The 19869-nt window shown below is 65.0% G+C and carries 20 protein-coding genes; 8 read left to right on the top strand and 12 right to left on the bottom strand.

Features of this window, described 5'->3' with window-relative positions:
• The first annotated feature begins 248 nt into the window (after positions 1-248).
• From hisB to coaA, 7 genes are all read left to right on the top strand, one after another.
• Complete coding sequence (gene hisB, locus ACT4OC_RS02715; protein ID WP_444837462.1) at positions 249-842, top strand: imidazoleglycerol-phosphate dehydratase HisB; 594 nt, start codon at positions 249-251, stop codon at positions 840-842.
• Positions 843-895: 53 nt separating this feature from the next.
• On the top strand, positions 896-1423 hold the full coding sequence (locus ACT4OC_RS02710) for a DUF2628 domain-containing protein (protein WP_444837461.1): 528 nt from the start codon (positions 896-898) through the stop codon (positions 1421-1423).
• Positions 1420-2070, top strand: coding sequence for an imidazole glycerol phosphate synthase subunit HisH (hisH, locus tag ACT4OC_RS02705; RefSeq protein ID WP_444837460.1), 651 nt, complete (start codon positions 1420-1422; stop codon positions 2068-2070). Before ACT4OC_RS02710 ends, hisH begins: the two co-directional genes overlap by 4 nt.
• Complete coding sequence (hisA, locus tag ACT4OC_RS02700; RefSeq protein ID WP_444837459.1) at positions 2058-2807, top strand: 1-(5-phosphoribosyl)-5-[(5-phosphoribosylamino)methylideneamino]imidazole-4-carboxamide isomerase; 750 nt, start codon at positions 2058-2060, stop codon at positions 2805-2807. Before hisH ends, hisA begins: the two co-directional genes overlap by 13 nt.
• Before the next feature lie 98 nt (positions 2808-2905).
• The gene (hisF, locus tag ACT4OC_RS02695) at positions 2906-3682 is read left to right on the top strand and encodes an imidazole glycerol phosphate synthase subunit HisF (protein ID WP_444837458.1); all 777 of its coding nucleotides are present in this window, start codon (positions 2906-2908) and stop codon (positions 3680-3682) included.
• Between the two features lie 137 nt (positions 3683-3819).
• Positions 3820-4146 carry a phosphoribosyl-ATP diphosphatase gene (locus tag ACT4OC_RS02690; RefSeq protein ID WP_444837457.1) on the top strand — a complete coding sequence of 109 codons (327 nt, stop codon included), beginning with the start codon at positions 3820-3822 and terminating at the stop codon, positions 4144-4146.
• Between the two features lie 14 nt (positions 4147-4160).
• Positions 4161-5117, top strand: coding sequence for a type I pantothenate kinase (gene coaA / locus ACT4OC_RS02685; RefSeq protein WP_444837456.1), 957 nt, complete (start codon positions 4161-4163; stop codon positions 5115-5117).
• Positions 5118-5128: 11 nt separating this feature from the next.
• On the opposite strand, the gene ACT4OC_RS02680 is transcribed toward coaA, so the two are convergent.
• From ACT4OC_RS02680 to rsmI, 9 genes are all read right to left on the bottom strand, one after another.
• Positions 5129-7375: an ATP-binding protein gene (locus ACT4OC_RS02680; RefSeq protein WP_444837455.1), complete on the bottom strand. Its 2247-nt coding sequence runs from the start codon at positions 7373-7375 to the stop codon at positions 5129-5131.
• 130 nt (positions 7376-7505) lie between these two features.
• The gene (locus tag ACT4OC_RS02675) at positions 7506-7970 is read right to left on the bottom strand and encodes a hypothetical protein (RefSeq protein WP_444837454.1); all 465 of its coding nucleotides are present in this window, start codon (positions 7968-7970) and stop codon (positions 7506-7508) included.
• A 100-nt stretch (positions 7971-8070) separates the two neighbouring features.
• Entirely contained in the window at positions 8071-9609 is a 1539-nt protein-coding gene (locus tag ACT4OC_RS02670) for a YifB family Mg chelatase-like AAA ATPase (protein ID WP_444837453.1), read from the bottom strand.
• 1128 nt (positions 9610-10737) lie between these two features.
• Positions 10738-11634 (bottom strand): DUF3800 domain-containing protein, encoded by an 897-nt coding sequence (locus tag ACT4OC_RS02665; protein WP_444837452.1) that lies wholly within the window; start codon positions 11632-11634, stop codon positions 10738-10740.
• An 80-nt stretch (positions 11635-11714) separates the two neighbouring features.
• Positions 11715-11912 carry a hypothetical protein gene (locus ACT4OC_RS02660; RefSeq protein ID WP_444837451.1) on the bottom strand — a complete coding sequence of 66 codons (198 nt, stop codon included), beginning with the start codon at positions 11910-11912 and terminating at the stop codon, positions 11715-11717.
• Positions 11913-12228: 316 nt separating this feature from the next.
• The gene (locus tag ACT4OC_RS02655) at positions 12229-13200 is read right to left on the bottom strand and encodes an MBL fold metallo-hydrolase (protein WP_444837450.1); all 972 of its coding nucleotides are present in this window, start codon (positions 13198-13200) and stop codon (positions 12229-12231) included.
• Positions 13201-13362: 162 nt separating this feature from the next.
• Positions 13363-14310, bottom strand: a complete 948-nt coding sequence (gene gshB, locus ACT4OC_RS02650) for a glutathione synthase (RefSeq protein WP_444837449.1) — start codon at positions 14308-14310, stop codon at positions 13363-13365.
• A gap of 91 nt (positions 14311-14401) precedes the next feature.
• A complete protein-coding gene (locus ACT4OC_RS02645) occupies positions 14402-14785 on the bottom strand; it encodes a YraN family protein (protein ID WP_444837448.1) in 384 nt (127 codons plus the stop codon).
• The gene (gene rsmI, locus ACT4OC_RS02640) at positions 14772-15725 is read right to left on the bottom strand and encodes a 16S rRNA (cytidine(1402)-2'-O)-methyltransferase (RefSeq protein WP_444837447.1); all 954 of its coding nucleotides are present in this window, start codon (positions 15723-15725) and stop codon (positions 14772-14774) included. The genes ACT4OC_RS02645 and rsmI overlap by 14 nt, the downstream gene beginning before the upstream one ends.
• Before the next feature lie 210 nt (positions 15726-15935).
• Between rsmI and ACT4OC_RS02635 the strand changes: the two genes are divergently transcribed.
• Complete coding sequence (locus tag ACT4OC_RS02635; RefSeq protein WP_444837446.1) at positions 15936-17156, top strand: penicillin-binding protein activator; 1221 nt, start codon at positions 15936-15938, stop codon at positions 17154-17156.
• Between the two features lie 109 nt (positions 17157-17265).
• Here the strand turns inward: ACT4OC_RS02635 and hemW are convergent, their stop codons facing one another.
• From hemW to rph, 3 genes are read right to left on the bottom strand one after another with little or no spacing between them, the layout of a single operon-like run.
• Positions 17266-18420, bottom strand: coding sequence for a radical SAM family heme chaperone HemW (hemW, locus tag ACT4OC_RS02630; protein ID WP_444837445.1), 1155 nt, complete (start codon positions 18418-18420; stop codon positions 17266-17268).
• A complete protein-coding gene (rdgB, locus tag ACT4OC_RS02625) occupies positions 18410-19045 on the bottom strand; it encodes an RdgB/HAM1 family non-canonical purine NTP pyrophosphatase (RefSeq protein ID WP_444837444.1) in 636 nt (211 codons plus the stop codon). The genes hemW and rdgB overlap by 11 nt, the downstream gene beginning before the upstream one ends.
• A gap of 8 nt (positions 19046-19053) precedes the next feature.
• Positions 19054-19767 (bottom strand): ribonuclease PH, encoded by a 714-nt coding sequence (gene rph / locus ACT4OC_RS02620; RefSeq protein ID WP_444837443.1) that lies wholly within the window; start codon positions 19765-19767, stop codon positions 19054-19056.
• Positions 19768-19869 lie beyond the last annotated feature (102 nt).

Here is a 19869-nt window from a genome sequence, read left to right as displayed (position 1 = left end):
TACCGGCATCGGAGCGTCATCCCGCCGGGGCGACGCCACCATGCGCCTGTTAACAGACCCGCGTGTGCGGGCCAGTGGAAGCGGATTTGACTTACGCTCCCAATCTGCCGCGAGCGCGCAAGCGAATGTCAAATCCGCGCCACTGGCATCTTAAGTTGCTAGTGGTCCTGAGATTCTAACATTCGCCAAGTGGCTCCCCGACGGGGAGCGAATGTTAGAATCGGACCACTAGGAAAGCAGTCTTTTCCATGCGCACGGCAACCATCAAGCGCAAGACCAAGGAGACCGACATCGAGGTGGCGGTCAATCTGGACGGCACGGGTGTGTCCAGGGTTTCGACCGGGATCGGTTTCCTCGATCACATGCTCGACCTGCTCGCCCGGCATTCGCGCATCGATATCACGGTCAAGGCCGACGGCGATCTCCATGTCGATCACCACCACACCACCGAGGACGTCGGCATTGCGCTGGGCCAGGCCGTGAAGCACGCGCTCGGCACCATGGCGGGCATCACCCGCTATGCCTCGGTCCATATGCCGATGGACGAGACGCTGTCTCGCGTCGTCATCGACATCTCGGGCCGGCCGGTGCTGGTGTTCAAGGCGGATTTCCCGCGCGACAAGGTCGGCGAGTTCGACACCGAGCTGGTGCGGGAGTGGTTCAACGCCTTTGCGATGAACGCCGGCGTGACTTTGCACGTCGAGACCCTATATGGCGAGAACAGCCATCATATCGCCGAATCCTGTTTCAAGGGTCTGGCGAGGGCGCTTCGCGCCGCCGTCGCGATCGATCCACGCGCGGCCGGCGAGGTGCCATCCACCAAGGGCTCGCTCGGCGGCTGAGCCCCCGCGAGCATGACGGGATCATGCTCAAAACAACGGCTTCGGAGAGTGCCATGCCGGTCTATACGGTGCATGCCCCGGTGAGCAACGGCGCCGATCTGGTGGCGACCGACAAGTTTGCCTTCGTGCGCGACGGCTTCCATTTCTGGGCCGCGGTCGCGGGCCTGATCTGGCTCGCATGGCATCGGCTCTGGCTGGCGCTGATCGGCTGGATCCTGCTTTTGTCGGCCGTCAATGCCGGGCTTGCGTGGTCCGGCGTCGGATCGCGCACGACCCTTGCCGTCAATGTCGTGCTCGCGCTGTTGCTCGGCTTCGAAGCCGCCAGCCTGCGGCGCTGGACGCTGTCGCGGCGCAAATGGCGCATGCTCGACGTGGTCGTGGCCGACGATGAAGAAACCGCCGAGCGGCGCTTCTTCGACCGCTGGACCAAGCGCAACCGTGTCGTCGGCAATTCCCATTCGGTCGAGCGTGGCGGCCCGCCGCCGACGCGCAACGTACCTGGCCAGCCTTTCTCGAAGCCGCCGCCGATCCCGCAGGGCGGCATCATCGGCCTGTTTCCGGAGCCGGGAGCATCGCGATGACGGTTGCCATCATCGATTACGGCTCCGGCAATCTGCATTCCGCCGCCAAGGCATTCGAGCGCGCCAGCCGGGCCTCGGAAAATCCCGAGAAGATTTCGGTGACGCACGATCCCGACGCGGTGTACCGCGCCGACCGCATCGTGTTGCCCGGGGTCGGCGCCTTCGCCGATTGCCGCCGCGGCCTCGACGCCGTGGATGGCATGGTCGAAGCGATGACCGAAGCGGTGCGCGTGAAAGCGCGGCCGATCTTCGGCATCTGCGTCGGCATGCAGCTGTTCGCGACCCGCGGCAAGGAGCACGTCGTCACCGAAGGCTTGAACTGGATCGAGGGCGACGTCGAGAAGATCAAGCCGCGCGACGAAAGCCTGAAGATCCCGCACATGGGCTGGAACACGCTCGACCTGGTGCAGGAGCATCCGGTGCTGGAGCGCTTGCCGCTGGGACCGAAAGGCCGCCACGCCTATTTCGTGCACTCCTATCACCTCAATGCCGCAAGCGAGGCGAACGTGCTGGCGCGCGCCGACTATGGCGGGCCGGTCACTGCCATCGTCGGCAAGGACACCGCCATCGGTACCCAGTTTCACCCCGAGAAGAGCCAACGCTTCGGGCTGGCGCTGATCTCCAATTTCCTGAAGTGGAAGCCGTGATCCTCTTTCCTGCGGTTGACCTGAAGAACGGGCAGTGCGTGCGCCTCGAGCAGGGCGACATGGCGCGCGCCACCGTGTTCAATCTCGATCCGGCGGCGCAGGCGCGTTCCTTCGCCGCGCAGGGGTTCGAGTACCTGCACATCGTCGATCTCGACGGCGCTTTTGCCGGCAAGCCGGTGAATGCGCTGGCCGTCGAGGCGATGCTGAAGGCCGTCGCCATACCGGTGCAGCTCGGCGGCGGCATCCGCGATCTCAGGACGGTCGAGGGTTGGCTCGACAAGGGCGTGGCGCGCGTCATCATCGGCACCGCCGCCGTGCGCGATCCCGACTTCGTGAAGACGGCCGCGCGAAAATTTCCCGGCCGTGTCGCGGTCGGGCTCGATGCGCGCGACGGCAAGGTGGCGGTCGAGGGCTGGGCCGAGACCTCGCAAGTCACGGCGCTGGAAATCGCGCAGCGCTTCGAGGATGCCGGCGTTGCCGCCATCATCTTCACCGACATCGCCCGCGACGGCCTGCTGAAGGGCCTCAATCTCGAGGCGACGATTGCGCTGGCCGACAGCATTGCCATTCCCGTGATCGCCTCCGGCGGCCTCGCCTCGATCGAGGACGTCAAGGCGATGCTGGCGCCGCGCGCCGGGAAATTGGCCGGCGCCATTGCCGGCCGCGCGCTGTATGACGGGCGGCTCGATCCCGCTGCCGCGCTCGCACTGATCAAGCGCGCCGGCGCGGCCGCCTAGAGCCATGGTGAGACCATGGCTCTAGGTCTTTGGTTTGACGCGTTTTCTTCACGCGAACCGGTACCCACTTCGCTTGAAAACGCTACTAGGAGACACCTATGTTCAAGGTTCGCGTGATCCCGTGCCTCGACGTCAAGGACGGCCGGGTGGTCAAGGGCGTCAACTTCGTCGATCTGCGCGATGCCGGCGATCCCGTGGAAGCGGCGATTGCCTATGACGCGGCCGGCGCCGACGAGCTCTGCTTCCTCGACATCACCGCGACCCACGAGAACCGCGGCACCATGATGGACGTGGTGCGGCGGACGGCGGAAGCCTGTTTCATGCCGCTGACGGTCGGCGGCGGCGTGCGCACCATCGACGACATCCGCATGCTGCTGCGCTCCGGCGCCGACAAGGTGTCGATCAACAGCGCCGCGGTGGCGCGCCGGGAATTCGTCAAGGAGGGCGCCGAGAAATTCGGCGAGCAGTGCATCGTGGTGGCGATCGACGCCAAACGGGTGCCCCGTCCCGGCGGCTCCGACCGCTGGGAGATCTTCACCCATGGCGGGCGCAAGAGCACCGGGATCGACGCCATCGAATATGCCCAGGAAGTGGTCGCGCTCGGCGCCGGCGAAATTTTGTTGACCTCGATGGACCGCGACGGCACCCGCCAGGGGTTCGACCTGCCGTTGACACGGGCCATCGCCGACAGTGTCCCCGTACCGGTAATCGCCTCCGGCGGCGTCGGCAATCTCGACCACCTCGTGGACGGCATCCGCGAGGGGCACGCCACCGCGGTGCTGGCGGCGTCGATCTTCCACTTCGGGGAATTTACCATCCGGCAGGCCAAGGAGCACATGGTGCGCCGGGGCCTGCCGATGCGCCTCGATCCCTGACGACTCCCCGTCACAAAAATGCTAAGTGACGTCCGGATGGCGCCGGGGACAAAGCGGCGCCGGAGGCATTTGACGCGTTTTCTTCACGCGAACCGGTATCCACTTCGCTTGAAAACGCTCTGGTATTGAGTTTGGCGATGTCGCGTTTCACGGTCCACGATCTGGCCGCTACCATCGATGCCCGCGCGGCATCCGGCGGGGAGGCGTCCTATACCCGGAAGCTGCTCGACAAGGGCGCGGAGCACTGCGCCAAGAAGCTGGGCGAGGAAGCGGTCGAGACCGTGATCGCCGCGATCGAGAACGATCGCGGCCACCTGATCGCCGAGAGCGCCGACCTGCTGTTTCATCTGCTGGTGCTGCTGAAATCGCGCGGCGTGAAGCTCGAGGATGTCGAAGCGGCGCTGGCGCAGCGCACCGGAATGTCGGGATTGGAAGAGAAGGCCTCGCGCAAGCGGGAGGGGTGAGCCAAGGGTGAGCCATGGATATTCGGGCACCGGAACAGCAGTATAATCCGTACCGCATCTTCACGCGGGACCAGTGGGCGCGGCTGCGCGACGACACGCCGATGACGCTGGAGCCGGGCGAGTTCGACCGCTTGCGCTCGCTGCATGATCGGCTCGACCTCAACGAGGTCGAGGAAATCTATCTGCCGCTGTCGCGCCTGTTGTCGATCTATGTCGATGCCACGACCCGGCTGTTTCAGGCGCAGCGCCAGTTCCTCGGCATCCGCGACCGCAAGGTGCCCTACATCATCGGCGTCGCGGGTTCAGTCGCCGTCGGAAAATCGACCACGGCGCGCGTGTTGCAGGCGCTGCTGGCGCGCTGGTCGCCGCGGCCCAAGGTCCAGCTGGTCACGACGGACGGCTTCCTGTTTCCCAATGCCGTGCTCGACCGGCAAGGGATCATGCAGAAGAAGGGTTTTCCGGAGAGCTACGACCTGCCCATGCTGCTGCAGTTCCTCTCCGACATCAAGGCGGGGCGCCGCCCGGTGCGCGCGCCGGTCTACTCGCATCTCACCTACGATATCGTGCCGAACGAGTGGGTCACGGTCGACCAGCCGGACATTCTCGTCGTCGAGGGCGTCAACGTGTTGCAGACCGGGCGGTTGCCGCGTGACGGCAAGGCGGTGCCCGTCGTCTCCGACTTCTTCGATTTCTCGGTCTATATCGACGCCGAAGAGCCGGTGCTGCGCGAATGGTACGTGAAGCGTTTCCTCGCGCTGCGCGACACCGCGTTCGCCGACCCCAGGTCCTACTTTCACCGCTACGCCCTGTTGTCGGACGAAGAGGCGACCGCGACCGCGATCGCGATCTGGGAGCGCACCAACCGCGCCAATCTCGAGGACAACATCCTGCCGACGCGGCCGCGCGCCACGCTGATCCTGACCAAGGGCGCCGACCACGTCGTCGAGCAGGTGGCGCTGCGGCGGCTGTAAGCCGCGCGACGCTAAGCAGCGATGTGACGGCCGGCGGCGAGGTTTGCCAGCGCCTCGGCCAGCTTTTCCCGGTCCAGCGGCTTGATCAGAAACCCGTCCATGCCCGCTTCGAAGCAGGCGTAGCGGTCCTCCACCAGCGTGTTGGCGGTGAGCGCCAGGATCGGCGTGCGGCGGCCGGGCTCGCCGGCCTCCAGGTTGCGCAGGCGGCGGGTGGTCTCGATGCCGTCGAGGCGCGGCATCTGGATGTCCATCAGCACGAGGTCATAGGGCGTGCCGGCCGATTTCGCCGCTTGCCAGGATTCCAGCGCCTGCTCGCCATTGGTGGTGATGACGGCGCGATGGCCGAGCCGGCCGAGCAGCGAGCGCATCAACAGCGCGTTGATCTCGTTGTCTTCGGCGACGAGGATGGCAAGGCCCGGTGCGGCCGGCGCGGGCGCGGCCTGTGCCGCAACCTCGACCGGCGGCTCGGCGGCGATGTCGGGTGCTACGACCTCCGGCGGCGCGGCAAGCCGCGCGGCAAGCGAGGCGGCGCGCAGCGGCTTGACCAGATAGCCGGTGAAGGCCGAGCCGACCGTCTCCTGCAGCTCCTGCCGCGTCGAGGGCGTGAACATCACGATGCGATGGGCGGCGTGCGCGCGCGCACGCTCACCGAACTTTTCGATCGTTGCCGCGCCGAAGGCATGATCGACCAGCACGGCGTGCCAGGGGCGTTCCGGCAACAGCACTTCCGCTACCGCGACATCCGAGATCGTGCAGACCTGTCCGCCCCAGCGCTGCAGCCGCCGCTCGATCAGGGAGACGCCGACGCCGGACGGCGCCACCAGCATGATCGACTGGCCGGAAAGATCGGGCGCGGCGAAGGCCGGCTGCCGGCTCCAGTCGGCCGCACTGAGCGGGATCGACAGTTCGAAGGTCGAGCCTTCGCCCGGCTTGCTGTCCAGCGCGATCCGCCCACCCATGCGGCGCACGATCCGCTCGCTGATGGAAAGGCCGAGGCCGGTGCCGCCATAGCTGCGCGCGATCTTGTCGTCGGCCTGCTCGAACTCGCGGAAGATGCGGCTCTGCGCTTCCGGCGCGATGCCGATGCCGGTGTCGCGCACCAGGAAGGAGATTTCGTTGGGCCAGATGCCGGGCTCGACGATCAGCGCCACGCCGCCTTCCTGCGTGAACTTGATGGCGTTGCCGGCGAGGTTGAGCAGCACCTGGCGGAGCCGCGCGGCGTCGCCGACCACCTCTCTCGGCAGTCTCTCGTCGACATAGGCGGCGATCTCGATCTGCTTCGCCTGGGCGCGCGGCGCCAGCAGCTCGGTGACGTCCTCGATCAGCGTTGCCAGCGCGAATGGCCGCGCTTCCAGATCGATCTTGCCGGCCTCGATCTTGGAATAATCGAGCAACTCCTCGATCAGGGCGAGCAGCGCGTCGCCCGAGGTCCTCACCGCGCGCGCATAGGTCGCCTGTTCCGGCGTCAGCTGGGTGTCGAGCAACAGGCCGCTCATGCCGATGATGCCGTTCAGCGGCGTGCGGATTTCGTGGGAGGCCATCGCCAGGAAGCGCGATTTGGCGCGGTTGGCCGCATCCGCAAGGTCGCGCGCTTCGGCGAGCGCCCGCTCGCTCTCGGTGCGGTCGGTGACGTCGCGGCCGACGCCCTGCATCTCCGCCGGCCCGCCGGCATCGTTGCGTACCAGGCCCTCGCGCCAGGCGATCCAGCGCGGACCGAACGCGGTCTCGATCCTCTGGTCGTGCACACGAGTGCCGTTCGGCTCCAGCGCGGTGTCGCCCTGCTCGATCACCTCGAGCGTCGCCATGCTGCCGATCAACGTTTCGCGCGGTTGCCGCGCAAGCTCGCAATAGGCGTCATTGGCGAAGGTGATGCGGCCTTCCGCATCGCGCAGCACGATCAGATCGCCCTGCGATTCGAACAGGCTGCGGGCGCGCGATTCGGCTTCCTGCAATTCCCAATTGCGATCGGCCATCGTCTCGTTGTGCGCCACGATCTTGCGCAGCTTGCGGCGCATCAGCCGCAGGCGGATGCCCTGCGTGACGATCCATAGGCAGGCGAGCGCGAACAGAAAGCTCGCGCCGATCGCAAAGGCGTGGGGATCGTAGCCGGAGACGGGCGAGGTGCTGCCGGCGATGAAACCATATGCGCCGCCGAACGCGGCGGAGAAGATCATGAAGGAGCGGGCGATGGAGGTGAGCCACGGGTGCCGGCGCGCGAAGCGGCGCATGTGCAACTTGATCCGGAAGGTCCGTCCCATCGCCGATCTGCTCCAGGATTGTTCGAAAATCGCCCGCGGCCCGCGCCGCCACGATGCGTTGGCTCCGTTGCAAAGTGCTTGAGGCGGTATCGCGCCCTCAGGGCGCGATACAAACAGGGTTGATGAGTGGTTAAAGCGAGGCGGACCGGCCGTGCAGGCGCCCGCCGCGTGCGCCGACGATCAGGGCCGCGGCATCGAGCATCGAGAATGTCTTCGACTGCACGAAGATCCGGTAGTCGGCCGGACCATCCTTGGTCAGGTAGATCACGGGATCGGCTGCCGAAAAGCTCTTGGAGATCGACACCAGTTGCGGTGGCCGGCTGGACTGGCAGCCGCTGCCTTCGGCGGTGGCGTCGTCGATCACGGCGAAGTCGGCGGCCTCGGCCTGGTCGATCACCTGCACCCGGACGGTCGCCTTTGCCGGATTGGTCGTGAAGCTGACTTGCAGGCTGGACTGCCAGGGCAGGGACGTCAGCTGCACCGAGGTATCGGCCACCGCGATGCAGGGATGCGTGTCGGCAAACAGCTCGCCGCGGGCGAGGAAGGCGGTAACCGCCAGGGGAACGACCGAAGCCAGAATCCGGAAACGCAACATGGAACACTCACTTCACTCACCAGGCCCGGCAACACGCGCGGGCTTATGGTTGGTGGAGTGTAAAGAAGAGTGGTTACTGCCGCGTTGACGCGCGGCAGGTTCACGCCGCCCGGCGCAGGTCGTCGGCCAATGCACGATAGGACAGCGCTTCGGCGAGGTGCAGCCGGCCGATCTTCTCGGTGCCGTCGAGGTCGGCAAGCGTGCGCGCCACCCGCAGCACCCGGTGATAGCCGCGTGCGGTCAGACGCATGGTCTCGGCCGCATCGCGCAGCAGCTTCTGTCCGGCCGCATCTGGCTGCGCGATCGTCTCGAGCAGCGAGGCCGGCGCCTCGGCATTGGTGCGGATGTTCGGCATGCCGGCCGCCGCAAACCGTTTCAGCTGGATATCGCGCGCGGCGGCAACGCGGGCGGCGACTTCGGCGGAGCCTTCGGCAGGCGGCGGCAGAATCAGATCGGCCGCGGTTACCGCCGGCACTTCGATGCGCAGGTCGATGCGGTCCATCAGCGGGCCTGATATCCGCATCTGGTAGTCCGATGTGCAGCGGTCATTGCTGCCGCGCTTGCAGGCATAGCCGGGCTCATAGGCGTGGCCGCAGCGGCAGGGGTTCATCGCCGCCACCAGCATGAAGCGCGCCGGATAGGTGACGCGGTGATTGGCGCGCGACACCGAAACCTCGCCGTTCTCCAGCGGCTGGCGCAGCGAATCCAGAACGCGCGCATCGAACTCCGGCAATTCGTCGAGGAACAGCACGCCCTGATGCGCCAGCGATATCTCGCCGGGCCGCGCGCGGACGCCGCCACCGGTGAGCGCGGCCATGCTGGCGGAATGGTGCGGCGAGCGGAACGGCCGCCGCGCGGTCAGCGCGCCGTCGCGGATTTCGCCGGCGACGGAAGCGATCATCGAGACTTCCAGCAGCTCCGCCGGCGACAGCGGCGGCAGGATCGAGGGCAGCCGCGCCGCCAGCATCGACTTGCCGGCGCCGGGCGAGCCGATCATCAGGAGGTGATGACCGCCGGCCGCGGCGATCTCCAGCGCCCGCTTGGCGCTCTCTTGGCCCTTGATGTCGCGCAGGTCGAGCTGGGTCTCGGCGACCTCGTGCACCTTCGGCTGCGGCCGCGACAGCACCTGCGTGCCCTTGAAATGGTTGGCGATCTGGATCAGCGATTTCGCCGCGACGATCTGGATGTCCGGGCTCGCCCATGCCGCCTCCGAGCCGCAGGCGGCGGGGCAGATCAGCCCCTCCTCGCGCGCATTGGCGCCGATGGCGGCCGGCAGCACGCCCGCGACGGGCGCGATCGATCCGTCGAGCCCGAGCTCGCCAAGCACCGTGTAGCCGCTGAGTGCATCCGGCGGTATGGCGCCGATCGCCGCCATCAGGCCGAGCGCGATCGGCAGGTCGTAATGGCTGCCTTCCTTGGGCAGGTCGGCGGGCGCGAGGTTGACGATGATTCGCCGCGCCGGCAGCGCCAGCCCCGAGGCGATCAGCGCCGAGCGTACCCGCTCGCGCGCCTCCGACACCGCCTTGTCCGGCAGGCCGACGATGGCAAACGCCGGCAGCCCGGGCACGATCTGCACCTGCACGTCGACCGCGCGGGCCTCGATCCCCTCAAAAGCTACCGTGGAAACCCGCTGAACCATGCCGCTCCCTGCCGCAATCGAAGGTAGCGGAAGATAGTCTGATGTGCAAGAACATTACAGGAACAAACGAGACGCATGATCGACCTGCCTTTCGTCCCAACGTCGGAGCCATAGCAGTTGAATTCGAAAGATTACCTCACTGAGCTAAATCGGCATCTCTCGCACCTCTTCGCATTTGCGCGGCAGATGAATGAACTCGACTTCGCTATGTCACTGAGCGGCGAGTTTCGAGGCATGCAAGATGCTGGGTGGACAACAACAATTACTGCGTACGAGGTCTTCGAAGAAATCCGAGGATGCACCGACAAGAAGCGGCCCTTATCCAAAGCTGAGCTACGCGTAGTACTAATGCTTTACTGTCAGCTGGCAGAAGCGGGAGGGGTATACGAAACTCTGAAGAACGTCTTTGGCGTTATCACGCTGAAGCCCTATCTGCTTTGGCCCTTCAAGGATCTTGTGAGGGGTGCGCCAATCTTCGCGGAGAATAATCGGTCCCAACGCCAACGCGACGTTCCGAGATTTGGCGATAACCGCCAAGGCGGTTGGTCATTCAAGGCTTTCAGAACTTCTTGAGGGTGCATTTCGGGACGATCTGCGAAATGGTGTGTCTCATGCAGATTATGTGATCTGGGACGACGGCATCCGACTACGCAATCGGAACGGTGGATATGCCACCAAGCTGTCGTTCGCTGATCTGAACGACGCCCTTCAGAAGGGAGTCGGATTCTTCCGAGTCCTTACGGGAAACAACAGCTTGCGCCAATTGGCGGACCCGCCGGCGCATAAAACGGCAGGGAAAAGTACCTCCCAGCAACCGCGTCACGCTTGGCGCTGACGATCAGGATCGAGCGGAGAAGGCGATCAAGGGTGCCACAGGCAAGGGCCTGACCTATGGGCATCCGCTAACGTTCGATTTCATGCAGCGCAAAAAATGATTCGCGCCAATGGGTTAGCTAACTGCTTGATTCATAATGCTGAATCAGCTATAGATTGATTCTGGCAGGATACGCCGGAACCACCTTGGGCCGAAGACACGCGCGTCGGAGGCAACTTGCGGACAAGGCCGCTCGCGGTAGCGACCTACATCTCTCCGTTGGTGGCAACAAGGCCGGGGCCTGCCGCTTTTTTTCACCGTCGGGCATGAAAACGGAAGCGGTCGAAGCCGTAGAATTCGAGCAGATCTATTTGCTCCGGTCGGAGGTCCGACTCGTAATATTTGAAGGGCAGGAACGTCACGCCGAAGTTTTCAAACACACCATCCTTCTCGGCTATTCGAGGTTTCAGTAGGCGCGCGTTGTTTGTGTCGAAATTCGTAGGCGGGAGAATATCTACGCCCTGAAAGAACGAACTAGCGACGACATCAGCTAATTGAAGCCCGGCATTCACTTGGGGCTGCGACACCTGAATCAGGCGAGAGTCGAAGACCTCCCATTTGATGGTTCTTTTGGAGAGATAGGTCGTTCCCGCCTTGCTTTGATCTTTCAACATTTGAGCGTACCACGTCGCGCGCGCGTAGCTGTGGGTGCCGCGCTCACCTAGGATTATCTTGACGTGACGCGGCACTCCGTAGGCCCGGATCGAATGGCGGTAAACGAAATCGGTCACCCGTTCTAGGATGATGCGCAAGCACCAATTGTAGAAGACTTGATCGATTCCAATGCCCTCGCTTCTCGACGCTGCCCTTATGTTGCCGTGTCCCTTCATGTTCTTTTTGTTAGAAAGCATCGCAAAACATCGGACATCCTTGATGCTCCCGAGGAACTGGCAGGCGAGCGGCTTTCGCCAATCGTCCAGCTCGCGGAAATGCAGCACGGTTTGCTGTTTCATCTCCAACTTATCGAGGATTTGGCGTACCCATAGCACTTGGTCACCTTCGCTTCTAACTTGGATAAGAGAGCAACCAAGAACCAACCACTCACTGGCGCCCGTAGGATCGATCGGTCGCACGCGACGAATCCCCGGGTCGCCCGCTTCATCAATGCAGGCGATGTAGTAGTATGCCGGCGGCTTCGTCAGATCGGACATCACATGCCCAAGTCAAAGTCTCAGGTTCAAAAATTCCGTGACGCCGCTCGTAAACCTCGAAAACGGACGACAGCGAAGGGTCAATTCAAGGTGTATGAACCTACTCCACCCCGAGCAGGGGATTCTTGAATTGCTTTGTTCAGCATGTCCCTGAGCGCGACCAGCTGCTCCAGCGGTGTGACTATGCGGGCGCGCACTACGTTCTCGTGTTCGAAAACGCCAGCATTGACGAGCGGCCCGGCCTTAGCGCGAACCGTGGTGAAGATCAGGGTAGCCAATGGCCCCGGTCCGGCAGAGAGATTGCAGCGACCAATGCAAAGGGTCTCTGGGATATCGTCAGGGTCTACGGTAGGCGGTTCTTGGTTTTCGTTCGTCACAGGGGAATCTCCGGTTGATGAGAATCGGGGCACAACCCTGATGACTCATTAGCCCGGAGATTAGGGAGCGAAAGTAAAACTCGACTTAACCCTCTATTAACCGGCAGCTATCCACCGCTTTGGGTGTGGAAAGCACACGATCCGGTGACGGCAATGAGAACATTACAGGCACAAAACAAGGGCCGGACGGTTTTTCGGCCGTCCGGGCCCTTCCGAGTCACAGCTGCATATTCATCGGCTCCGGATAAAACCGGAATCCCTCGCCTGCCTTCGCAACATGACCATATCCCGGCCAGGCGAAATGATAGGCCATCACGGGAATCTTCTGCGCGGCCAGCATGTCCAGCAGCTTCACCCGCGTCGCGGCCGACTGCTTCGGATCGGTGTCGTAGGAGAATTCCATCCGCGGCTTTTCCATCAGCAGCACCGAATGGTGGGTGAGGTCGCCGAGGAAGGAGAAGGACTTGCCCTTCGAGGTCACCATGAAAATGGTGTGGCCGACGGTGTGCCCGGGCGCCGCGATCGCCTGGATGCCGGGCAGGAACTCCTGGCCGTCCTTGATGAAGACCAGGCGATCCTTCACCGGCAGCAGGTTCTTGCGGGCGTGGAGGACGAAGTCCTTCAACGGACTGCCGAGCTTGCCCTCGTCGGTCCAGAAATCGTAATCGGCCTGTGTGATGTAGACCTGCGCGTTGGGGAACAGCGGCTTGTCGTCGGCGCCGACGAGGCCGCCGATATGGTCGATATGGGCGTGCGTGCAGACGACAGCGTCGATGTCGGCAGCCTTGATGCCTGACGCCGCGAGGTTCTTCTGCTGCTGGCCCGTGGTGGGTCCGAACATCTTGGAGGTGCCCATGCCGGTGTCGAACAGCACGAGCTTGTCGCCGATATTGACCACCGGGGAGTTCTGCTCGAGCACGACGTTGTCGGGATTCATGAAGTTGTCGACCAGCATCTTCTTCACTTCTTCCTTCGGCACGCCGGTGAAGGTGCCGGAGGGATCGCCGAGCGGAAGCGGGCCGTCGGAGACGACGGTGATCTCGGCATCGCCAACCACGAAGCGGTGCCAGTAGGGCGTTTGGGTATTGAGCTTCGGCGCCTTGGCGAGCGCGGTGCTACCGAGCATGGCCGATGCGCCGAAGCCGGCGCCAAGGGCAAGGAGAGACCGTCGCGATAGTTGGGTCGTCATTCGTTCCTCCACACTTCTGTTTTGTAGCGAAGGCCGACCAGCCCCACGGTGACCCGCGCACGAACATGCTGCGCCTGCCCCGGCAACGTGGCAATAGGCATCAGGTCTGCGAAAAGAGCAGAGTGGTACAGCGCCGCTGCCGCGGAGGCGTTGGAGGAAGTTCTATTTCCCGCCGCGCCTCGCTTCGATCGTATCCCAGATCTTCCCGGCGACATCGAGCCCGCCGAGCCGCGCGATGGCGCGGATGCCCGTCGGCGAGGTGACGTTGATCTCGGTCAGATTGCCGTCGATCACGTCGATGCCGACGAACAACAGCCCGCGCTCGCGCAGCGCCGGTCCAAGCGCGGCGCAGATTTCGCGCTCGCGCGGCGACAGATCGGTCGCCTGCGCGGCACCGCCGCGCACCATGTTGGAACGCAGGTCGTCGGCCGCCGGCACGCGGTTGACGGCGCCGGCAAACTCGCCGTCGACCAGGATGATGCGCTTGTCGCCGTTCTTCACCTCGGGGAGGAAGCGCTGGATCACCCAGGGCTCGCGGAAGGTGACCGAGAACATGTCGAACAGCGAGCCGAAATTCATGTCCTGCGGCATCACGCGGAACACCGCCGCGCCGCCATGGCCGTGCAGCGGCTTCATCACGACGGCGCCATGTTCCTTGCGGAAGGAGTTGATCTCGTCGAGGTCGCGCGAGATCAGCGTCGGCGGCATCAGCTGCGTAAAGTTCATCACGAACAGCTTTTCCGGCGCGTTGCGCACCGAGGCCGGATTGTTCACGACCAGCGTCTTGGGGTGGATGCCTTCGAGCAGATGCGTCGAGGTGATGTAGGCGAGGTCGAAGGGCGGGTCCTGCCGCAACAGGATGACGTCAAAACCGTTGAGCGGTTCGCGCTTGGCCTCGGCCAGCGTGAAATGGCTGCCTTCCTCGTCGCGCACGCTCAGCTTCTGCACCGGCGCCACCAGTTCGCCGCCGCGCAGCGAAATCTTGTCGGGGGTGTAGTAGGAAAGGCCATGGCCGCGCTTCTGCGCCTCCAGCAGCAGCGCAAAGGTGGAATCGCCGCGGATGTTGATGCGCGCGATGGGGTCCATCTGGACGGCGACGTTCAGTTTCATCTTCGGGGTATCCGGTCCTTCTTGTGATGCTCTTTAGAGCATGATCCGGAAAAGTGTGAAGCGGTTTTCCGAAAAGATCATGCTCAAACAACTAAGGGCTGGCGTCGAATGCCGCCAGGAGATGGCGTGGCAGGCTGCGCGGCGCAATCAGCATGGCGTCGAAACGCATCTCGAATTCTGCATGCTCGGGATGCGCCATCAGCCAGGCTTGCGCCGCATTGATGATGCGCTGCTGCTGGCGCGGCGTCACGGCCCAGGCGGCGTCGTCGAGGCTGGCTCTGGCCTTGACCTCAACGAAGGCGAGCAGATTGCGCTTGCGCACGACGAGATCGATCTCGCCATAGGGCGTGCGGAAGCGTTTTGCCAGGATGCGGTAGCCTTTCGCCATGAGATAGGCCGCAGCCCGGCTTTCGGCTGACAGGCCGGTGCGGAAGGCCGCGACGCGTTCGGGCGAGGCGTTCTCAGTCTTCGCCATGCCCGCCCCGGATTTGCTTCGCCAGCTCCAGGGCGCGGGCATAGACCTCGCGGCGCGGCCGCCCCGATACCTCGACCGCGTGCGCGACCGCATCCTTGACGCTGTCGCGGCTCAGTGAAGCGCGCAGCACATCGTCGAGCTGGTTCTCCGCCATGATCGTGCTGCCCGCCGCGGGCGGACCGATCACGAGCACGAACTCGCCGCGCGTTTCCAGTTCGTCCGCCTTCGCGGCCAGCTCGGCAAGGGAAGCGCGTGTCACCTCCTCATGCAGCTTGGTCAGCTCGCGGCAGATCGCAGCCTCGCGCGCGCCCATGATTTCGGCGAGATCGGCCAGCGTGTCCTGGACGCGGTTGCCGGATTCGAACATGACCAGCGTCGCATCGATGCGCGCAAGCTCGGCCAGCCGCGTGCGGCGCGCCGTCTGCCGCGACGGCAGGAAACCCTCGAAGAAGAAGCGGTCGGTCGGCAGCGCCGCGACCGAAAGCGCGGTCAATACCGAGGAGGGACCGGGGATCGCAACGACGGCATGGCCAGCCGCGCAGGCCTCGCGCACCAGCTTGAAGCCGGGATCGGAAATCAGCGGCGTGCCGGCGTCGGATACCAGCGCGACGGATGCGCCCTGCGCGAGCTTCTCCAGGATCTTCGGCCGCGCGGCGGCCGCATTGTGCTCGTGATAGGGTGTCAGCTGCGCCGAGATCAGGTAGCGGTCGATCAGGCGATGGGTGATGCGGGTGTCTTCGCAGGCGATGAGGTCGGCGCCGGCCAATGTCTCCAGCGCGCGCAGCGTGATATCGGCAAGGTTGCCGATCGGCGTCGCCACCAGATAAAGGCCGGGAACCGGCCTTGGCGCGGGCAGGACGTGGCCGCCAACCGAAAAAGTCCGTGAGCCAGAACCCGTTTCGGCGTCAGACCCGTATATTGAACTGGCTTTTGCGCGCATAATATCAATCTAGAGGGAGCATGGCGTTTACGCCATCCGGGGATGCGGGCAGCGCGGCGGCGATGCAAGAGGGGTCGAACTGGCTGGCAGTGGCGCCACACGACCATAAACCTTTTGTTTTGGTTAACTTTTCGTCGACAATATGCCTGAATCCACGCCCCACTTAGGGAGGGAGTCTGGCCGATTTTGGTCGGTCTAGAGAAGAGAGACATGGTGGGCCCGCTCGACCGCAAACCCCAATCTTCGGGTAGTCCGCCCTCGGGCGCGACCCGGCGGAGCGCAATTGGTTTGATCCTCGGCGCGCCGTTGCTCGGGGCCTGCGCCAGCGTGCAGCAGAGTTTCAGCCAGTTCTCCAGCCCGTTCGGCGGTTCGGAGGCGCCGGCCGGCCCGCCGCAGGAGCCGACCGCGGTCGGCAGCGGACAGGTCAGGGTCGGGCTGATCCTGCCGCTTTCGGCAGCCGGCAATGCCGGCACGGCGGCGCAGTCGATGAAGAACGCCGCCGAAATGGCGCTGTCCGAATTCCAGAATCCGAACATCCAGCTGCTGATCAAGGATGACGGCGCCACCCCGCAAGGCGCCAATGCTGCCGCACAGCAGGCGCTCGGCGAAGGCGCCGAAGTCATCCTGGGGCCGCTGTTTGCCGCCTCCGTGCCGGCCGTGGCGCAGGTCGCGCGCACACGCGGCATTTCGGTGATCGCGTTCTCGACCGATTCGAGCGTTGCCGGGCGCGGCGTGTATCTCCTGAGCTTCCTTCCCGAGTCCGACGTCAGCCGCATCGTCGATTACGCGGCCGGCACCGGCAAGCGTTCCTTTGCGGCGCTGGTGCCCGACAACGCCTATGGCAACGTGGTCGAAGCCGCCTTCAAGCAGGCGGCGGGCCGCAGGGGCCGCGTCATTGCATTCGAAAAGTACAGCGGCGATCGCGCCACGCCTGCGCGCGCGGTGGCGCAGATGCTCGGCTCGGCCGATGCGCTGATGATCGCCGATGACGGCGATTCCGTCGTGGCGACCGCCGACGCGCTCACCGCGGCAGGCTCGAACCTGCGCAACATCCAGATGCTCGGCACGGGCCTGTGGGACAATCCGCGCGTGTTCGCCAGCCAGTCGCTGCAGGGCGGCCTCTACGCCGCGCCGGATCCGTCCGGCTTCCGCGCCTTCTCCGGCCGCTACCGTCAGCGCTTCGGCGCCGAGCCGGTTCGCACCGCGACGCTCGCCTATGACGCGGTCGCTCTGATGGCGGCACTGGCGCGCACGCAAGGCGCGCAGCGCTTTGCGCCGGAAACGCTGACCAACCCGTCCGGCTTTGCCGGCATCGACGGGCTGTTCCGCTTCCGCTCGGACGGCACCAACGAACGCGGCCTTGCGGTGATGAAGGTGACGCCCAACGGCGGCGTAACCGTTGCGGGCTCGCCGAAGAGCTTTGGCGCGTAACATTTATCGCCCTGGCGAATGGGGGCGCTGGCCACCTTCCTACTTTGCATGGGGTTGTTTTCGCGATTTTTGATCCAGCGGGCGGTGCACCGATCATGCACCGGGAGGGCTACGCCGCCAGGTCCGCCACGACGGCATCGAGCACCGGAAATCCGGCCTGCGTCACCCGCAGCCTGCCGTCGGCGTCGACCGAGATGGCGCCTTCCTCGCGGAGTAGCGCGATGCGGCTCGGGTCGAGCGGGCGGCCCGACAGCGCCTGATAGCGGCGCGGATCGATGCCTTCCGTCAGGCGCAGCCCCATCAGCAAAAATTCGTCGGCGCGCTCCTCGCTGTTGAGGATGTCGTCGGTGACGACGCCATGGCCGCTCGCCTCGACCCGCATCAGCCACGACTCAGGGCGCTTCTCGGTGGCGATGGCGTGCCTGACGCCGTTGATGTCGAGGCGGCCGTGGGCGCCGGGGCCGACGCCGGCATATTCCTCGCCGCGCCAGTAGACCAGGTTGTGCCGGCACTCGGCCCCTTGCCGCGCGTGATTGGAAATCTCGTAGGCGGGCAGGCCGTGCTTGGCACAGACATCCTGCGTCACATCGTAGAGCGCGCGTGCGGTCGCCTCATCCGGGATCTGCAATTTGCCGGCCGCGTGGAGGCCGAAAAACGGCGTGCCTTGCTCGATGGTGAGCTGGTAGAGCGAAAAATGCTCGGCCGCTTCGCCGATCGCAAGCTTCAGCTCGGCGGCCCACATCGCCGGCGTCTGGTCCGGCCGGGCATAGATCAAATCGAACGAGTAGCGGTCGAACGCGCCTCGCGCGATGGCAACCGCATCGAGCGCCTCGCGCGCCGTGTGCAGCCGCCCCAGCGCCTTCAGCGAAGCGTCGTCCATGGCTTGCACGCCGAGCGACACGCGGTTGACGCCGGCGGCGCGATAACCGCGGAAGCGCGTCGCTTCCACGCTGGTCGGATTTGCCTCCAGCGTCACCTCGACATCATCAAGCACGCGCCAGTGCTTGCCGATCGCATCGAGGATGGCGCCGACGGTCTCGGGCCGCATCAGCGACGGCGTGCCGCCGCCGAGGAAGATCGAGGAGACTTCGCGCCTTCCTGCCCGCTGCGCCGTCGTCTCGATCTCGCGGGCGAACGCTTGGACGAAGCGCGGCTCGTCGACCGGCGCGTGGCGGACATGGCTGTTGAAGTCGCAATAGGGACATTTCGACAGGCAGAACGGCCAGTGCACATAGACGCCGAAAGCGGGTCGCTCAGCGGCCATTGAGGCAGATCTCCGCGAGCTTGACGAAAGCGCGGGCGCGATGGGAGAGGCCGAGCCCGAGCGGAGGCAGGCCGTGTTTCTCGACGCTGGTCATCTCGCCGAAGGTACGCGCGTGGCCGTCGGGAAGAAAGACCGGATCGTAGCCGAAGCCGGCCGTGCCGCGCGGCGGCCAGACCAGCGTTCCATCGGCCCTGGCCTCGACTTCCTCGATATGGCCGTCGGGCCAGGCGACGCACAGCGCCGAGACGAAATGCGCCTTGCGCTTGTCGGGCGTGGCGGCGCCGCGCTCCTGCAGTAGACGTTCGATCCGCGACATGGCGCCCGCAAAATCCTTGCCGTCGCCGGCCCACCGCGCCGAATGGATGCCGGGCGCGCCGTCGAGCGCGTCGACCGCAAGGCCGGAATCGTCGGCAAAGGCGGGAAGCTGCGCGGCCTTTGCCGCCGCCATCGCCTTGATGGCGGCGTTGCTGCGGAACGTCGGTCCGGTCTCCTCGGGCTCGCCGAGCCCAAGCTCGCCGGCGGAGACCGCTTCCACGCCATGCGGCGCCAGCAATTCGCGCATCTCGGCGAGCTTGCCGGGATTGTGGGTCGCGATGACCAGCTTGCCGGTGATCTGTCGGTGCATGCGAAAGCTCAGGCCACCGCGATCTTCTGCAGGTCGACCAGCCGCGCCACGCCCTTCTTGGCCAGGGTCATCAGCGCCAGGAACTCGGTCTCGGAGAACGGCGTCTTCTCGGCGGTGCCCTGCACCTCGATGATGCGGCCGTCCCCGGTCATCACGAAGTTGGCGTCGGTCTCGGCCTCCGAATCCTCGGCATAGTCGAGATCGAGCACCGGCGTGCCCTGATAGATGCCGCAGGAGATCGCCGCGACATTGTCGCGCAACACGTTCGCCTTCAGCATGTTGCGCGCCTTCATCCAGCCGAGGCAGTCGGCGAGCGCGACCCAGGCGCCGGTGATGGAGGCGGTGCGGGTGCCGCCATCGGCCTGGATCACGTCGCAGTCGATGGTGATCTGGCGCTCGCCGAGCGCTTGCAGGTCGACGGCTGCGCGCAGCGAGCGGCCGATCAGGCGCTGGATTTCCACGGTTCGCCCGCCCTGCTTGCCGGCGGCGGCCTCGCGGCGGGTGCGTTCCAGCGTCGCCCGCGGCAGCATGCCGTATTCGGCGGTGACCCAGCCGCGGCCCTGGCCCTTCAGCCAGGGCGGCAACCGCTCCTCCAGCGTGGCGGTGACCAGCACATGGGTGTCGCCGAATTTCACCATGCAGGAGCCTTCCGCATATTTGACGACGCCGCGTTCCAGGCTGACGGGGCGCAGTTGGTCGGGGGCACGGCGGCTGGGCCGCATGGGAAATCCTCCGGAAATTGGGGCAAAACCGCAAGCATGACCCGGAAAAGTGGGTACCGGTTTTCCGGATAGGTCATGCTTAAACAAGGTGTGCTTGTAGGT

Origin of the sequence: Bradyrhizobium sp. (genome assembly GCF_052389815.1) — a bacterium.
GTDB lineage: Bacteria > Pseudomonadota > Alphaproteobacteria > Rhizobiales > Xanthobacteraceae > Bradyrhizobium.
Note: the sequence above shows the minus strand (reverse complement) of the source record. Positions and strands in the feature narration are given on the sequence as shown.

Coding starts and splice junctions, on each gene's coding strand:
- hemW (WP_444837445.1), bottom strand. CDS start 18,420: ATGGCCGCTGAGCGACCCGCTTTCGGCGTCTATGTGCACTGGCCGTTC.
- hisH (WP_444837460.1), top strand. CDS start 1,420: ATGACGGTTGCCATCATCGATTACGGCTCCGGCAATCTGCATTCCGCC.
- ACT4OC_RS02710 (WP_444837461.1), top strand. CDS start 896: ATGCCGGTCTATACGGTGCATGCCCCGGTGAGCAACGGCGCCGATCTG.
- hisB (WP_444837462.1), top strand. CDS start 249: ATGCGCACGGCAACCATCAAGCGCAAGACCAAGGAGACCGACATCGAG.
- ACT4OC_RS02675 (WP_444837454.1), bottom strand. CDS start 7,970: ATGTTGCGTTTCCGGATTCTGGCTTCGGTCGTTCCCCTGGCGGTTACC.
- rsmI (WP_444837447.1), bottom strand. CDS start 15,725: ATGCGCGCAAAAGCCAGTTCAATATACGGGTCTGACGCCGAAACGGGT.
- hisF (WP_444837458.1), top strand. CDS start 2,906: ATGTTCAAGGTTCGCGTGATCCCGTGCCTCGACGTCAAGGACGGCCGG.
- gshB (WP_444837449.1), bottom strand. CDS start 14,310: ATGAAACTGAACGTCGCCGTCCAGATGGACCCCATCGCGCGCATCAAC.
- ACT4OC_RS02665 (WP_444837452.1), bottom strand. CDS start 11,634: ATGTCCGATCTGACGAAGCCGCCGGCATACTACTACATCGCCTGCATT.
- ACT4OC_RS02680 (WP_444837455.1), bottom strand. CDS start 7,375: ATGGGACGGACCTTCCGGATCAAGTTGCACATGCGCCGCTTCGCGCGC.
- rph (WP_444837443.1), bottom strand. CDS start 19,767: ATGCGGCCCAGCCGCCGTGCCCCCGACCAACTGCGCCCCGTCAGCCTG.
- ACT4OC_RS02645 (WP_444837448.1), bottom strand. CDS start 14,785: ATGGCGAAGACTGAGAACGCCTCGCCCGAACGCGTCGCGGCCTTCCGC.
- rdgB (WP_444837444.1), bottom strand. CDS start 19,045: ATGCACCGACAGATCACCGGCAAGCTGGTCATCGCGACCCACAATCCC.
- coaA (WP_444837456.1), top strand. CDS start 4,161: ATGGATATTCGGGCACCGGAACAGCAGTATAATCCGTACCGCATCTTC.
- ACT4OC_RS02635 (WP_444837446.1), top strand. CDS start 15,936: ATGGTGGGCCCGCTCGACCGCAAACCCCAATCTTCGGGTAGTCCGCCC.
- ACT4OC_RS02690 (WP_444837457.1), top strand. CDS start 3,820: ATGTCGCGTTTCACGGTCCACGATCTGGCCGCTACCATCGATGCCCGC.
- ACT4OC_RS02655 (WP_444837450.1), bottom strand. CDS start 13,200: ATGACGACCCAACTATCGCGACGGTCTCTCCTTGCCCTTGGCGCCGGC.
- ACT4OC_RS02670 (WP_444837453.1), bottom strand. CDS start 9,609: ATGGTTCAGCGGGTTTCCACGGTAGCTTTTGAGGGGATCGAGGCCCGC.